Here is a 15840-nt window from a genome sequence, read left to right as displayed (position 1 = left end):
CCATCGCCCCTGTCATGCCGAGCGCCATGATGATTCGCCTCAGCCCTTTGGCTGGGGTCGTCATGTTCGTCTTCCTGCTCAGCGGCCTGGGCTTTTGCCTATGGGCGATGTTCGTCAGCGACAAGGTCGACCTGCTGCCGGATCAGGTCACCTGGACAGATTTTCGTGACGGTGAAATCACCCATCGTATCGCCCGCGAGCTAGCTGCAGTACCCTTTGCCAAGCGCGCCGCTGATCTGGAGCGGGCAGCGAGTTGGCTGGCGATCGGTGATACAGGACCGCGCGTACGTCAAGGCTGCCCGGGTTGGCTATTCCTGGCGGATGAGATGAAGATCCACAGGCATGCCGACGCCAATGCGCGAGCCCGTGTGGAAAAGGTCAGAGCGCTAGAGGCGTGGCTGACCAAGCGTGACGTGGGTCTTCTTGTCGTACTGGTGCCGGACAAGAGCCGTATCGCCGCTGACCGACTGTGCGGTCTTGAGCGCTCTGCCGCATTAGCAGGGCGCGCCGCTCAATGGCAGCGCTTGGCGCAGGAAACTGGCGTGTCGGTTCTGGATCTGACGGCAGCGCTAGAGCCGCTCGGCAGCGCAGCGTTCCTACGTACCGATACGCACTGGAGTGAAGAGGGTGCTGAGCACGCCGCGCAGCGGGTTGCGTCGCAGATCAAGAAGCTGGGTATTGATATTACGCCAGTGAAACAATGGTCTCGCAGTTCGGGCGAGAAGCAGGTACGTCCAGGCGACCTGGTGCGTCTGGCCGGTCTGGACTGGCTGCCAGAAGGGCTGCAGCCTGCCGTGGAGAAGGTGAAGTTGTCGCGGTTCAGTGCAGTTGAGCAAGACCAAGGCATCAGTGAAGACGACCTGTTCGGGGACAGCCAGTTGCCTAATATTGCCCTGATTGGCACTTCGTTTTCGCGTAACTCCAATTTCGTGCCTTTTCTGGAGCAGGCACTGGAGACCAGTTTGGGTAACTTCGCCAAAGACGGCGGAGAATTTGCCGGCGCAGCCAAGGATTACTTCAGCAGCCCGGCCTTCACACAGACACCACCGCGACTGGTGATCTGGGAAATTCCTGAGCGCGACCTGCAAACACCATTTGAAGACTGGAGCAGCCCTGACAAAAGTGATCCGGCTTTGTAAGCCTTGCGTTCACTCATTTCAGAAACACAAAGGCCCGCTGCAAGCGGGCCTTTGTGTTTTGTATGGTGCCGGCACCAGGAGTCGAACCCGGGACCTACTGATTACAAGTCAGTGTCAAAGCTAGGTTTTCCACAGGCCGTATCAGCAAAATTGACAAGCCTTAAAGCTATCTAAGTGCATGAATATAAAGGTATGTATCGATTTTACTGGGCTGCGTAGAAAAATCTAACCGCTGTTTAATCTTTGGTCAAATCCCTACCCCAAACCTACCCCAGGCGCTATAGTCCTACCCCAAACCTACCCCGGTATTAGTCAGGAGCGGGCAGATGAAACAGCGCGGCGCGATGAAGGAACACATCCTCCAGCGGCTCAAGTACGACCCCCAGAAAGGACGTCAGGATTACCTCGATCCGCCCATGCCGGGGCAGGGTACGTTCGGGGTGCGGGTCAACAAAACATGCATAAGTTTCATCTTGCTCTACAGCTTTCATGGCCATCCCCGGCGCCTGACACTGGGCAAATACCCTGAGCTATCGCTTGCTGAGGCGCGTGCCAAGGCCGCGCAGGCCGGTGAGCTGCTGAAGCAGGGTATCGATCCCGGGCAGAAGAAAATCGTCGAGTTGGTCGAGTACCGCACCAGTCCGACGTTCGAAGAGGCGGTTGTCAGCTACCTAGAGTGGGCCGAGAAGAACAAGAAATCGTGGCGTGAAGATGAGCGCATGCTGCGCACTGAGTTTGTTCCGCACCTCGGGCGCACCAAGATCGGTGATGTCACGCGCAAGCAGGTCGTGGCGCTGCTTGATCATAAGGCCAAGACCGCGCCGGTGCAGGCCAACCGTCTGCTGGCCGTGATCCGAAAGATGTTCAACTTCTGCGTCGAGCGCGAGATCCTTGCTGCGACACCCTTGGTGCAGATCAATAGGGTGGCCAAGGAAACGCCACGGGAGCGCAGCCTCAATCGTCACGAATTGGTGTGGTTTCTGCACCAGTTGGCCGGTGCCTCGCTGACGACCAATACGCGGTTTTCCCTGTTGCTGAGTCTGATGCTGGCGCAGCGCTCGGGGCGTATCGTGGCTATGCGATGGGTCGATATCGACTTGGACGAGCAGATCTGGGATCGCAGTGGCAAGTTCGAGAAGAACAACAACCCGATTGCCATTCCGCTTTCGGACGATGTGCTGAGCATTCTGAATTACCTGCGTGAGCGGCAGATTCAGAAAGTGATTTCGAATGACCTTGAACACTGGGCTAATAGTAAAACTCAACCTAAGCCTGGGCAGTATGTGTTTCCAGGGCGTTGGCCTGCTAAACCGCAGACGCAGCCCTCGCTCAACCGCGCCATGCGCCGCTTCTACGATGACTACGTGAAGGATTCAGGTCGGGTCGAAGAGGAGAGTCTGCTGCGCGTTGCCGATGGCTATCCGCGTCCAACCGTGCATGACTTGCGCCGCACGGCAACCACGCACATGTCCAAGCATGGCTTGGGCAAGGACGTGCGCAGTCGCATCCTCAACCATAAGGACCTGTCGGTGGATGCGATCTATGACCGGTACTCATACTTTGAAGAAAAGGCTGAGGCTCTCCAGGGGTGGCATGACTATCTGAAGGGGTTGCTGCAGAAGGAGTTTGGTGACGTGGATTGGGTAGGGTTCTACGGGCGGCGCATGGAGGCCTCTGCACCAGATGATGAGGGGGAATAAAGCTATGTCCTGAGCAGCCTCGCTGCTGCGGGCGATCAGGGGTCGTTGATCAATCATTAGCCCGAGCCGCCTCCCTCCCCTGATTCCAGGCTGGTGGCGTGGGGGAGGGCGGTATTGCCAGCGTAATCTGTCTCACTGGTGCGTAGGATTTTCAGTCCTACTGTCTACACATTTAATTTCTCCAGCTTCATGATCGTAGTCGGTGTGGCCGACCTACAGGCAAGGTCAGCTACGAGCTGAGATCATAAGCTGTGGTAGTCGACTATGGCCGGCATCCAGTCTGATGCGGCAGGCTCAAAGCATCCAGTAGCGGGCATTGGCTCTATCTCCGATGCAACCCGGTGCAGAAAAGGGCGCGGCTAGGAAGTGGCCATTTGCCATGAATCTGGATAGTCTCGTACCCGTACTATGGCTAAGGATAATGTTGTAGTGGCTTGTTGCCATATTGCCCGGTGGTATGGGCTGAGGAGAGGGAATTGAGGATAACGAATCCGCCCCAGGCAAGGGACCTGATGGCGACCGCACGAAGTTTTGGTAACTACGACCTAGCGGCAGCTCTCGCGGACTTAATCGACAATAGCATCAAGGCCAAGGCCTCTCGGGTGGATATCTCGTTCGAGCCCGAGGAGAGTGATGTTGTCGTAAGGATCCGTGACGACGGGACTGGCATGGACTTGGAGACGCTAAAGATCGCCATGCGCCCCGCCAGTGCCAATCCACAGGATGAGCGGGAGCCCGACGATCTTGGAAGATTTGGCTGGGGACTGCTCGGTACTGGCCAAGGTCTTCGCCGCATTTGGTAATCGCCTACTCGAGCAGAACGTCAGGACGTACCTGCAGGCAAAGACCGGTGTCAACAAAGGCATTCTGCGCACCATCGCGGAAGAGCCCGGGATGTTCTTTGCGTACAACAATGGCGTAACGGCTACGGCGTCCTCCGTACAGACGCGAAGGCTCCCCAGCGGTGCATTGGCTATTTCCCACATCAAGGATTTCCAAGTTGTAAACGGAGGGCAAACCACTGCGTCTCTGCTCTATGCTCGCGATGGTTTGGGCAGGAACCTTGATCATGTTTACGTTCAGGTCAAGCTGTCCGTAGTGGAGGAGGATCGGTTAGCCGATGTGGTTCCCCGAATCTCCGAATACGCCAACACACAAAACAAGGTTTCGCTGGCTGATCTTGCCTCTAACAGTCCGGTACAGATCCGAATTGAACGCTTCTCCAAAGAGGTGTCCGTTCCCCAGAAAGCGGGCGAGCTTCACAGCAGCAAATGGTTCTATGAACGTGCTAGAGGCCAGTACAAGAATCTCTTCTCGTACAAGACGCCGTCTGAGCGCAAGAAGCTTGAGTTGATGTATCCCAAGACACGTCTCGTGACAAAGACCGACCTTGCGAAGTACGAGCTTTCCTTCGATGGGCGCCCCCAACATGTCAGTGAGGGCGCCCAGAAATGCTTCAACCGCTACACGACATCGGTGCTCGCGAAGCTCGGAGATGGATCCTCGCTCAGTGAAACCTGGTTCCGTCGGGCCATGGCTAAAGCATTGCTCTTCATTGACCTTGATGAAGCCGTGCAGAACTCGTCGTGGTACCAAGCAGACCGAGGCTATAAAGCTCAAATTGTCACGTACACGATTGCAGCCTGCGCTGACGGGTTCCGAGCAAAGGCCCAGCAGTTGGATCTGGATAGGATATGGCGAGAGCAGAGTGTTCCCTCAGCACTGCTTGGATGGATGCTAGAGCAGGCCCGTCTGGTGGCAGACATTCTGAGATCCCCGCCGGACAATGTCAGGAACATCTCAGAGTTCGCCAAGCGGGATTTCTGCTGGGAGCAGTATGTGAGGGGCAAGGTTGGCGTACCAAGCGAAACCGCCGCCCAGTTTGGTGTTTCGATCGAGGAATACTGTGACGAAGCACGACAGGGAAGCCGCGAAGGAGCCATGAATCTCGAGGTTGACTTCGATGTTGCCCTGTTTGGCTTGGTGCCCCGCGCGAACGACATCATCACCCAGGCGCAGAAGAATGGGATTGCATCACCCAAGAACATTAGTGCCTTGACCAAGATTGCTTCCGGCCGTCTGAACCTGTCCAAAGGAGAAAAGACAGCTTTGAAGTACCTGTTGGAACGATTGGAGATCGAATGCTGAGCAGAGACTGGCTCAGGTCATCGCGAGGTGCTCGCTGGGGCTGGCTGGTCGGAGAGGTTGGGCCAGGCCAGTGAATGGTAAAGCGGCGAAATCTTATGATTTACGCCGCTTGGTCATTTCAGTTCGTCGCTGAGCGCTCTGTCAGGCTCAACACTTTCTTGACGTCGCGAGCTGCGAGATCTGAATCGCCCCTAGTTTCGTAGACACCTCCAAGCCTCATAATGAGGCCCATCAGGAGGTGCCATGAGCAACCAGCGTTACCCCGAAGAATTCAAGATCGAAGCGGTCAAGCACATCACTGAGCGCGGCTTGCGTGTTGCCGATGTGGCAGAGCGTCTAGGTGTGTCCGCGCATAGCCTGTACGCCTGGGTAAAGCGCTACAGCAAGCCCCAAGTACAGCGGCAGCAGGTAGATGATCAGCAAGCCGAACTGCGTCGTTTGCGCGCTGAACTCAAGCGAGTGACCGAAGAGCGAGACATCCTAAAAAAGGCCGCCGCGTACTTTGCCAAGGAGTCCGGCTGAAGTACGCCGTTATCAGCAAGCTGTCGGTGGAGTACCCGGTGCGGCGCCTCTGCCAGACCCTCCAGGTACATCCCAGCGGTTACTACGCCTGGCTGGCCGAGCCGAAATCTGCACGCGCCAAGGAGGATCAGCGTCTGCTCGGATTGATCAAGCATGCCTGGTTGGAAAGCGGCGGGGTCTACGGCTACCGCAAGATCCACGACGACCTGCGTGAGCTGGGCGAGTCTTGTGGTCGGCACCGCGTGGCTCGCCTGATGCGGGGAGAGGGACTGCGCTCGCAGACCGGTTATCGTCGGCGCCCCGGGTACTATGGTGGCAAGCCGACTGTGGCCTCGCCCAACCGTCTGGAGCGGAAGTTCAACGTCAGTGAACCGAACAAGGTCTGGGTCACCGACATCACTTACATCCGCACCTATGAGGGTTGGTTGTACTTGGTGGTGGTACTGGATCTGTTTTCGCGCCAAGTGATTGGCTGGTCGATGAAGCCACCCGCGCCTTCTTCCACTCGGCGTAGACGTAGGGTTGCACCGGCAAGGGGCGCAGCGCCAGACGATCCAGAGCCTCGAAGGCCGAGTGCCGGGAGCCCGGCAGCTTGCGAAACGGGCGGCGATTGAGCCGCTCCAGCAACACGGAGATGGCGCTGTTGAGTTCATCCAAGGAGAAGAACTGACGGTTGCGCAGGGCCGCGAGGATCCAGCGCTCGACCACCTGCACGCCGACTTCGGCCTTGGCCTTGTCGCGCGGCTTACGCGCCCGCGCCGGCACCACCGCCACTCCGTAGTGCTCGGCAAGGTCGCGGTAGCTGGGGTTGATGTCCGGCTCGTAACGATGGGCCTTGCTTACCGCGCTGCGCAGGTTGTCCGGCACCACGATCTCCGGCACGCCGCCGAGGAAGGCGAAGCAACGGGTATGCGAGCCTAGCCAGTCCGGCAGCTGCTGCGACCAGGTGGCTTCGGCGAAGGTGTAGCTGGACGCGCCAAGCACCGCGACGAACACCTGCGCCCGGCGGATCTCGCCGCTGTGGCGGTCGATAACCGGCACCGTCTGCCCGGCGTAGTCGACGAACAACTTCTCGCCGACGCGATGCTCCTGGCGCATCACCACGTCCAGCTTGCCCTGCCAGGCCCGGTAGTGCTCGCAGAACCAGCTGTACTGAAAACCCTGCGGCTGGTTCAGGCGGTACTCCTGCCAGAGCAGCGCCAGGGTCACGCCGGGGCGACGCAGCTCGGCATGCACCCAAGACCAATCAGGCAGCGGTCGTTGTTCGGAGGGTACCGCCGGCGGTGGCGGGAACAGCTGCTGCTCCAGTTCGGAATCGGACAACGAACAGGGCCAGGCTAGACCGCTGGCGGCAAAGCGGTTGAGGTAATCGCCGACGGTGACACGACCGACCTGCACACTGACTGCAATCTGGCGAGCCGATAGCCCGACCTCGAACTTGAGACGAAGTACTTCGCGAATCTTACGCATGGATAAACGCTCCACGACGACCTCTCTGCTTCGAAAAAGAGGTCGATGGTAGTGAAGAAATCCTGCGTTACTGCCTGCCCGGTTGAGTGGCCGGATGGCCGTGGAATCAGTGGCCGGATCACCGTGGAATCGGTGGTCAGATGCTTATGGAATGGGTGGCCAGATGACCGTGGAATCCGCACTATACCTAGTGAGAGGCTATGAACCAGCTGTTCCTTTGGACTTCGATTCTGCGGCCCGACGGAGCGTCCCGAATGAGTTGTCTCAAACCGGGAAGCGAATCTTGCGTTGTTTTCGGTAGCTGCTGCTCAGTTTTGAAGTCAGCGCGACTTCTAGCTCTTTCGCCGCCATATTCCCGGCCGCCTTTCCGCTCTGGTTCTACCCGATCACTCTCCTGCTGACTAGAGTGCTACTCCTAGGTTGGCAAATCGGGCTCGTTTGGATTTTCGGCACGTTGGCCTTTCGTGATGGCTACCTGCGTATCGGGCTATGAACGGTTGGGCCGGTGGGGCACTGGTGGCATTTGGGTTCCAGAAGATCTTCGCGCGCTGAGACGCCTGAGCAGTTCAAGGTCGTCGTGTAATCCTGACGCGTAACCTGCAGGCGACGTTGCGCAATCGAGAGCGAACCCAGTTCGCTCTCGAGATCGCCGCCGAAACGGGGTTAGAGCACCGACCAATCCTTGATGATCGGCGCGTGATAGGCATCTACGGCGTAGCGTCTGCTCGCCAGTGGACGTTACGCCGTGCTCGATGACGGTAAGGGATTCAGCCTAATGCCGTGAACCCCATCATCGAACAACGACTCGGGCAGCAAATTGCAGTGACCCATGCGCCATGGCAGAGTGTTCTGGGAGATTAGTCGGTCGCAAGGCTGAGATGTAGAGTCGAAGCATACTGGTGAAAACCAAGTGAACCTCGTAGCCCTCTAGATTGTCTCGAGTTTGTCCAAGTTATCGCGATGCAGATGGCCGGGCTCGAACATGTTGGCATCTCTCCTTCAGCGATAGGCGATGGCGCTGTAATCCAGGCTGATCCGGGTACCGGATTTGCCCTGGACGATGGCCTCGATATTTTCCAGCGAGCCGATCACCGCCGTGCTGCCAGTGTTGCGGGCGAACTCGCAGGCGGCTTGCACCTTCGGCCCCATGGAGCCGGCGGCAAAGCCGAGTTTGTCCAGCTCGTCGGGGTGAGCTTCGGCGATGGATTTCTGCGTCGGCTTGCCCCAGTCGATATAGGTGGCGTCGACGTCGGTGGCGATTACCAGCAGGTCGGCGTTGAGCTGTTCGGCGAGCAGTGACGAGCACAGATCCTTGTCGATCACCGCCTCCACGCCATGCAATTTGTTGCCGTCGTACATGGTGGGAATACCGCCGCCACCGGCGCAGATCACCACGCTGCCTTTTTCCAGCAGCCATTTGATCGGGCGAATTTCGAAGATGCGTTGTGGCCGTGGGCTGGCCACGACGCGGCGGAACTTGTCACCGTCCGGGGCGATGCTCCAGCCTTTCTCGGCGGCCAGGCGTTCGGCTTCTTCCTTGGCGTAGACCGGGCCTATAGGTTTGGTTGGTTTCTTGAACGCTGGATCGGCGCTGTCCACTTCGACCTGGGTGAGGATGGTGGCGAAGGGCACCTCGAACGGCAGCAGGTTGCCCAGCTCCTGCTCGATCATGTAGCCGATCATGCCTTCAGTTTCGGCGCCGAGTACATCCAGCGGGTAAGGATTGGCGGCGTCGAAGGCATTGCCCTGCAGGGCCAGCAGGCCGACTTGTGGGCCGTTGCCGTGAGCGATCACCAGCTCGTTTCCGCCTGCAACCTTGGCTATCTGCTCACAGGCGATACGTACATTTTCACGCTGGTTTTCCGCGGTCATGGCTTCGCCGCGACGAAGCAGGGCGTTGCCGCCCAGGGCGATGACGAGTCGCATGATGGTTGCTCCTTGTTCTCGTTCGTAGCCCGGATGCAATCCGGGGATGGCGAGGGGGCGATTGCCCCGGATTGCATCCGGGCTACGGTTTAGATGTCGGCCAGGGTCGCGACCAGAATCGCCTTGATGGTGTGCATGCGGTTTTCCGCCTGCTCGAAGGCGATGTTCCATGGCGACTCGAAGACGTCCTCGGTCACTTCGATGCCGTTCTTCAGGTGCGGATACTGTTCGGCGATCTGCTTGCCGACCTTGGTTTCGCTGTTGTGGAAGGCCGGCAGGCAGTGCATGAACTTCACCCGCGGGTTGCCGGCGGCCTTCATGATTTCGGCGTTGACTTGGTACGGCAGCAGTTCCTGGATGCGTTCACCCCAGGCTTCCACCGGCTCGCCCATCGACACCCAGACGTCGGTGTGGACGAAGTCGACGCCCTTGACCGCTTCCTTCGGGTCTTCAGTGAGCAGCAGGCGGGCGCCGCTTTCCTCGGCGAATTTCTTGCAGGCGGCGACATGTTCGGCGCTCGGCCACAGCGCCTTGGGCGCGGCGATGCGCACGTCCATGCCGAGCTTGGCGCCGATCAGCAGCAGCGAGTTGCCCATGTTGTTGCGCGCATCGCCGAGGTAGGCGTAGGCGATGTCGTGCAGCGGCTTGTCGCTGTGCTCGCGCATGGTCAGCACGTCGGCGAGCATCTGCGTGGGGTGGTACTCGTCGGTCAGACCGTTGAACACCGGCACGCCGGCGTAGGTGGCCAGTTCCTCGACAATCTCCTGCTTGAAGCCGCGATACTCGATGGCGTCGTACATGCGTCCGAGCACGCGAGCGGTGTCCTTCATCGACTCCTTGTGACCGATCTGCGAGGAGCCGGGGTCGATGTAGGTGACGTTGGCGCCCTGGTCGTAGGCGGCCACCTCGAAGGCGCAGCGGGTGCGGGTCGAGGTCTTCTCGAAGATCAGCGCGATGTTCTTGCGGCTCAGGTGCTGCTGCTCGGTGCCGGTGTACTTGGCGCGCTTGAGGTCGCGCGACAGGTCGAGCAGGTAACGCAGCTCACGGGTGCTGTGGTGCATCAGGCTGAGCAGGTTGCGGTTGTGCATGTTGAAAGCCATGAGATTTCGCTCCGTTGGCAAGGGCAACTGTAGGGCGGACATGCTGCAGGCTTGTCCGCCTTCTTGCTGGCAAAGGTGGACAAGGCTGCGCCATGTCCACCCTACGAATATGTGTCCGTCAGTAATCGATTGGGTCGCGGATGATCGGACAGGTCATGCAGTGGCCGCCGCCACGGCCGCGTCCCAGTTCGCTGGCGCTGATGGTGATGACCTCGACGCCGGCCTTGCGCAGCAGGGTGTTGGTGTAGGTGTTGCGGTCGTAGCCGATGACCACGCCGGGTTCCAGGCAGACCACGTTGTTGCCGTCGTCCCACTGCTCGCGTTCGGCCTCGTAGGCGTCGCCGCCGGTTTCCACCACGCGCAGTTTCTTCAGGTTGAGCGACTCGGCGACCACGTCGAGGAAGCTGCGCTCGTCGCGGCGCAGGTCGATACCGCCAGGCTTGCTTTCATCCGGGCGCAGCACGAAGGGCACGATGGAGTTGGCCACTTCCGGGAAGATGGTCACTAGGTCGCGGTCGCAGAAGCTGAACACGGTGTCCAGGTGCATGGCCGAGCGCGATTTGCCCAGGCCGGCGACTATCACCTTGTCGGCGGCGCCTTTGGCGAACAGGGTACGCGCCACCTGGCCGATGGCCTGGTGCGAGCTGCGCTCACCCATGCCGATCAGCACGGTACCGTTGCCGATTGGCATCACGTCGCCGCCTTCGAGGGTGGCCGAGCCGTGATCCTGATCCGGGTCGCCATACCAGACCTCGAACTCTTCATTGATGAAGTCCGGGTGGAATTTGTAGATGGCACTGGCGAGCAGGGTTTCCTGGCGGCGCGCCGGCCAGTACATCGGGTTGAGGGTTACGCCGCCGTAGATCCAGCAGGTGGTGTCGCGGGTGAACTGGGTGTTGGGCAGCGGCGGGAAGATGAAGCTGGACTCGCCCAGATAGGCGTTGAACATCTTCGCTGCTTCCGAATCTTTGTATTTCTGCAGGTCTGCGCCGGACACGCCGCCGATCAGGAATTCGGCGATGCGCCGTGGCTCCAGGCTTTCGATAAACGAACGAACTTCGTTCTGCAGACCGAGGCCGACGCTGTTGGGGGTGATCTTGCGCTCGAGAATCCACTGCAGCGCTTGCGGGTTGCGCACGGTCTCTTCGAGCAGGTTGTGCATCTCCACGACCTCTATACCGCGTTCACGCATCTTGGTCATGAAATCGAAATGGTCGCGCTTGGCCTGCGATACCCAGATCACGTCGTCGAACAGCAGTTCGTCGCAGTTGGCGGGGGTCAGGCGCAGGTGCGCAAGGCCGGGCGAGCAGACCATCACCTTGTGCAGCTTGCCGGCTTCGGAATGAACGCCTAGGGCTTTCTTGGACATGTCAAACTCCTTCTCGTGGAACGTGGCCCCGGAAGGTCCGGGGCGGCACTTTTACAAACTCAGGAAACCGTCATACAGGCCGAATGCGGCAATGCCGGCGCCGATCAGTACGGCGATGAAGATCAGCTTCTCGACGCCCGTGAACACCGGTTGGCCCAGCTCGCGCTTGGCCTTGGCGAACAGGATTGCGCCAGGGGCATAGAGCAGCGCGGAGAGCAGCAGGTACTGCACGCCGGCGGCGTACACCAGCCACACCGCATACAGCGTGGAGATCAGCGCGATCAGCAGATCCTTGTTGCGTTCGCCGGCGGCGTTTTCGTAGGTCTCGCCGCGCAAGGCCAGCAGCACGGCGTAGGCACTCGACCAGAAGTACGGCACCAGAATCATCGAGGTGGCCAGATACAGCAGGCTGAGGTAGGTGGACTCGCTGAACAGGGTGATGATCAGAAACAGCTGGATCAGCCCGTTGGACAGCCACAGCGCGTTAGCCGGGACCTGGTTGGCGTTCTCCTTGCGCAGGAACTCCGGCATGGTGTGGTCACTGGCGCTGGCGAAGAGAATCTCGGCGCACAGTAGTGTCCACGACAGCAGCGCCCCGGCCAGCGAGATGATCAGGCCGATGGAGATCAGTTGCGCCCCCCAGGGGCCGACTACCTGTTCCAGCACGGCAGCCATCGACGGGTTTTTCAGTCCGGCCAGTTCGGCCTGGGCGAGGATGCCCTGACTGAGGATGTTGACCAGCACTAATAGCAGGAGCACGCCGATGAAGCCGATGACGGTGGCCTTGCCGACATCGCTGCGTTTCTCGGCGCGGGCGGAGAAGATGCTCGCACCCTCGATACCGATGAACACCCAGACGGTGACCAGCATCATGTTGCGCACCTGATCCATCACGCTGCCGAGCTCGGTGTTGCCGCTGCCCCAGAAGTCCGAGGTGAACACGTCCATCTTGAAGGCGACGGCGGCGATGACGATGAACAGCGCCAGCGGCAGCATCTTGGCGATGGTGGTGATGGTATTAATGAAGGCCGCTTCCCTGATCCCGCGCAGCACCAGAAAGTGCAGCAGCCAGAGCACGATAGAGGCGCAGATGATCGCCGGCAGGGTGTTGCCCTCGCCGAATACCGGAAAGAAGTAGCCGAGGGTGGAGAACAGCAACACCATGTAGCTGACGTTGCCGATCCAGGCGCTGATCCAGTAACCCCAAGCCGAGGAGAAACCCATGTAGTCGCCGAAGCCGGCCTTAGCGTAGGCATACACCCCGCCATTGAGGTCGGGTTTGCGGTTGGCCAGGGTCTGGAAGACGAAAGCCAGGGTGAGCATGCCGACACCGGTGATCAGCCAGCCAATAAGGGTGGCGCCGGCACTGGCACTGGCGGCGATATTCTGCGGCAGGGAGAAGATCCCGCCGCCAACCATTGAACCAACAACCAGAGCGATCAACGCGCCGAGGCGCAGTTTTTGAGTCGAGTCAGACATAGCGAGACCTCCTTGGTCTAGTAATAACTACCGGGCAGACTCTTTCGGAGTTTTCCTAATGTTTAACAAGTTCAATGCAGTCGTGATAAATGGGGTTAGAAAGTTTGAAGGTGGTATCACGAAACCGCTGTCATTGCTGAATCAGAGCGTCCTGATGGTATTCACCTGATCTTTATTTATACGTTGGGGTTTCCCGTCAGGTTGCTTAAATTCGTAGAAACCACTTTTTGCATCGTATTTGGGTTCGTCTAGTGTCTGGATTTCCTGACCGCTGTTGAGCACGATCAGCGAGGGGGTAGAACAGCCAGCAAGCAGGCTGAGAGTCAGAGCGGAAAGTACAAGGCAGATTTTTTTCATGATGATGCTCCTAAGTTGTCGTCAGTAAAGTTGGCTTCTAATGTTTCTTCCGGTAGGAAGTCTTTGTCCGGGTTGTAGTCAGGCTTGAGGAAGCTGTCCAGCGCTTCCAGGTCAGCCGGACTGAGGGTGCCGGCGGCCTGCTTCAGGCGCAGGTTGTTGAGGATGTAGTCATAGCGCGCGTCGTTGTAGTTGCGCACCGCGCTGTACAGCTGACGCTGGGCATCGAGCACATCGACGATGTTGCGGGTGCCGACCTGGTAGCCGATCTCGGTGGCTTCCAGGGCGCTCTGGTTGGAGATGATCGACTGGCGGCGCGCCTGCACGGTCTCCACGTCGGTATTCACCGCACGGAACAGGTTACGGGTGTTCTGCACCACCTGGCGGCGCAAGCTTTCGCGCAACTGCTCGGTCTGCCCCAGGCGCTGATAGGCCTCACGCACCTGCGAGCTGGTCAGGCCGCCGCTGTACAGCGGGATATTCAGTTGCAGGCCGATGGAGCGCTGCGAAACATCGCCACCGTATGTAGTGGGTGACGCAGCAGAGTTGGTAAAGCCCAGGCTGTCATTGTCGCCCTTCTGATAGCTGGCCACGGCATCCAGGGTCGGCGCATGGCCGGCCTTGCGCTGGCGCAGGTTTTCCTCGGCAGCATCGACCGCGAAGAAGCTGGCCTGCAGATTGAGGTTCTGCGCAGCGGCGGTATCGACCCAGGTTTTGGCGTCGTTCGGTGTCGGCGCCAATACCGGCAAGGTATGCACGATACCTTCGACTGCCGTGTAGCTGCGATTGGTCAGCGCCACCAGGGCCTCGAAGGCATCATCCACGGCGCGCTCGGCGAGAATGCGGTTGGCTCGGGCAGTGTCGAAACCGGCCTGCGCTTCGAGCACGTCGGTCTTGTCGGAAAGGCCAACATCGAAGCGCTCGTTGGCCTGATCCAGCTGGCGCTTGAACGCCGCCTCTTCGGCACGGGTCGAGGCCAGGGTGTCCTGGGCGCGCAACACGGCAAAGTAGGTCTCGGCGCTCTGCAGAATCAAGCTCTGCTCGGTCGCTGACAGCTCCAGCGCCGCCTGCTCACTGGTCGCCTCGGCCGCCTGCAGCTGGAACCATCGATCGGCACGGAACAGTGGCTGGCTCAGGTTGGCCTGATACACCAGACCGCTGCGCGACAGGGTGTTACTCGGCGAATCGAGCTCGGTGCGGGTATCGCCATAATTGGCCCCCGCCGACAGGTTGGGCAGCAGCCCGGCACGCGCCTGCGGCACCACTTCGCGACGCGCCTGGTAGTCGGCGCGAGCGGCAGCGATATCGGCGTTGTTCTTCGCTGCTTGTTTGTACACGGTGACCAGGTCGGTTTTGGCCGGGGTGGGTAGGGAGGTTGCCCAGCCCTGTGCTGGGATGCCCAGGCAGATGGCTGTCACCAGGGCCAACCTAGCGGTTGTGGTTATCTCCACGTATTAGTTTCCTTATTTGGTCTGTCTTGCATGTCTATTCGAATGGCACCGTGTGGATGGCCTTCTCAATGCAGGGATTTGCGCAGCCGCGACAAGGCACCGATGAAAAACACGCTACCGATGGCGCCTAGGGCAAGCATTTGCGGCCAGACGACAGCCGGGCCGGCGCCACGGAAGAGAATGGCTTGGGCTAGCTCGACGAAGTGCGTGGTGGGTGCCGCCAGCATGACGTTCTGTACGACTTCCGGCATGCTTTCGCGCGGGGTCATGCCGCCGGAGAGAATCTGCAGAGGCATCAGCACGAGAATGATCAGCAGGCCCAGCTGTGGCATCGAGCGGGCCAGGGTGCCGAAGAAGATGCCCATCGAGGTGGTGGCGAACAGGTGCAGGGCGACACCGCCGAGGAACAACAGCACGGAGCCGGGAATGGGGACGGCCAGCCAGCCCTCGATGATGATGCGCATGGACAGGGCGGTGGCGGCCAGCACCACTAGGCCCATCGACCAGACCTTGGCCGACATGATCTCGAACGGCGTGACGGGCATCACCAGCAGGTGCTCGATGGTGCCGTGTTCGCGTTCGCGGATCAGTGCGGCGCCGGTGAGGATGATCGACAGCATGGTGATCTGGCTGACGATTGCGTTGACGGAGCCGAACCAGGATTGCACCAGGTTGGGGTTGTACTGCATGCGTACCACCGCTTCGACGGGTACCGCGTTGGCGCCACGAAAGCGCCTGAGGAACTCGCCGACCTCGTCATTAATGATCTGCTGGATATGTCCAGCCCCCGTGAACGCTTGGCTGACTTGTGTGGCATCGACATTGAGCTGGATGGTTGGCTGGCGTCCGGCTAGCAGATCTTGCTGGAACTGCGGCGGGATGTTCAGGGTGAAGGTATAGCGCCCGGCGTCCATGCCGCTGTCCATGGTTTCCAGGTCGATGGCCGCGGGCTTGATGAAGTAGGGCAACTGGAAGCCGCCGACGATGCGCGTCGACAGTTGCGAGCGATCCTCGTCGAGCACGCCAATGCTGGCCCGGTGCGGCGACTCCGGCACACTGTTGGCTTGGGAGTAAATGCTCAGGGTGAAGGCGTAGAGGATCAGCAGCAACAGGGCCGGGTCGCGATACAGGCTGCGCAGTTCCTTGATGCCCAACTGCAGGATGTTGTTCAGTTTGCGCATC

Annotated in this window: 11 protein-coding genes, 1 tRNA gene and 3 pseudogenes; 6 read left to right on the top strand and 9 right to left on the bottom strand. The window is 59.6% G+C overall.

Annotated elements, in window-relative coordinates; all coding sequences use genetic code 11:
* Positions 1-14: 14 nt before the first annotated feature.
* Positions 15-1139 (top strand): cell division protein FtsQ, encoded by a 1125-nt coding sequence (locus EGJ86_RS16300; RefSeq protein ID WP_256672459.1) that lies wholly within the window; start codon positions 15-17, stop codon positions 1137-1139.
* A gap of 63 nt (positions 1140-1202) precedes the next feature.
* Here the strand turns inward: EGJ86_RS16300 and EGJ86_RS16295 are convergent.
* Positions 1203-1276: transfer RNA gene (locus EGJ86_RS16295), tRNA-Ser, on the bottom strand.
* Between the two features lie 189 nt (positions 1277-1465).
* On the opposite strand from EGJ86_RS16295, the gene EGJ86_RS16290 reads away from it, so the two are divergent.
* The 4 genes and pseudogenes from EGJ86_RS16290 to EGJ86_RS16275 form a co-directional block, all read left to right on the top strand.
* A complete protein-coding gene (locus EGJ86_RS16290) occupies positions 1466-2839 on the top strand; it encodes a site-specific integrase (protein WP_038823682.1) in 1374 nt (457 codons plus the stop codon).
* A gap of 512 nt (positions 2840-3351) precedes the next feature.
* Positions 3352-3642 (top strand): ATP-binding protein, encoded by a 291-nt coding sequence (locus EGJ86_RS25655; protein ID WP_125835804.1) that lies wholly within the window; start codon positions 3352-3354, stop codon positions 3640-3642.
* Entirely contained in the window at positions 3584-4987 is a 1404-nt protein-coding gene (locus tag EGJ86_RS16280; RefSeq protein WP_157831708.1) for an AIPR family protein, read from the top strand. The genes EGJ86_RS25655 and EGJ86_RS16280 overlap by 59 nt, the downstream gene beginning before the upstream one ends.
* A 243-nt stretch (positions 4988-5230) precedes the next feature.
* Positions 5231-5997 (top strand): annotated as a pseudogene (locus tag EGJ86_RS16275) (IS3 family transposase); the annotation flags it as partial.
* Here the strand turns inward: EGJ86_RS16275 and istA are convergent.
* Positions 5996-6979: pseudogene (gene istA, locus EGJ86_RS16270) on the bottom strand (IS21 family transposase); the annotation flags it as partial. The pseudogenes EGJ86_RS16275 and istA overlap by 2 nt on opposite strands.
* Before the next feature lie 567 nt (positions 6980-7546).
* Here istA and EGJ86_RS25370 point away from each other — a divergent pair.
* A pseudogene (locus tag EGJ86_RS25370) lies at positions 7547-7856 on the top strand (DUF3363 domain-containing protein); the annotation flags it as partial.
* Between the two features lie 122 nt (positions 7857-7978).
* Here the strand turns inward: EGJ86_RS25370 and arcC are convergent.
* The 7 genes from arcC to EGJ86_RS16230 form a co-directional block, all read right to left on the bottom strand.
* The gene (gene arcC / locus EGJ86_RS16260) at positions 7979-8905 is read right to left on the bottom strand and encodes a carbamate kinase (protein ID WP_038664471.1); all 927 of its coding nucleotides are present in this window, start codon (positions 8903-8905) and stop codon (positions 7979-7981) included.
* Between the two features lie 89 nt (positions 8906-8994).
* Complete coding sequence (locus EGJ86_RS16255) at positions 8995-10005, bottom strand: ornithine carbamoyltransferase (protein ID WP_038664468.1); 1011 nt, start codon at positions 10003-10005, stop codon at positions 8995-8997.
* A gap of 118 nt (positions 10006-10123) precedes the next feature.
* Positions 10124-11374 carry an arginine deiminase gene (gene arcA / locus EGJ86_RS16250; RefSeq protein ID WP_038664465.1) on the bottom strand — a complete coding sequence of 417 codons (1251 nt, stop codon included), beginning with the start codon at positions 11372-11374 and terminating at the stop codon, positions 10124-10126.
* A gap of 51 nt (positions 11375-11425) precedes the next feature.
* Positions 11426-12853, bottom strand: coding sequence for an arginine-ornithine antiporter (gene arcD, locus EGJ86_RS16245; protein WP_011911900.1), 1428 nt, complete (start codon positions 12851-12853; stop codon positions 11426-11428).
* Positions 12854-12994: 141 nt separating this feature from the next.
* Positions 12995-13210, bottom strand: coding sequence for a YgdI/YgdR family lipoprotein (locus EGJ86_RS16240; RefSeq protein ID WP_010563423.1), 216 nt, complete (start codon positions 13208-13210; stop codon positions 12995-12997).
* Positions 13207-14658: a TolC family outer membrane protein gene (locus EGJ86_RS16235; RefSeq protein ID WP_038664460.1), complete on the bottom strand. Its 1452-nt coding sequence runs from the start codon at positions 14656-14658 to the stop codon at positions 13207-13209. Before EGJ86_RS16235 ends, EGJ86_RS16240 begins: the two co-directional genes overlap by 4 nt.
* A 65-nt stretch (positions 14659-14723) precedes the next feature.
* Positions 14724-15839 carry an ABC transporter permease gene (locus EGJ86_RS16230; RefSeq protein ID WP_038664457.1) on the bottom strand — a complete coding sequence of 372 codons (1116 nt, stop codon included), beginning with the start codon at positions 15837-15839 and terminating at the stop codon, positions 14724-14726.
* Position 15840: the final 1 nt, after the last annotated feature.

This window comes from Pseudomonas sp. o96-267, from assembly GCF_003935465.1.
Lineage (GTDB): Bacteria > Pseudomonadota > Gammaproteobacteria > Pseudomonadales > Pseudomonadaceae > Aquipseudomonas > Aquipseudomonas sediminis.
This window is presented reverse-complemented; position numbering and strand designations above follow the sequence as displayed.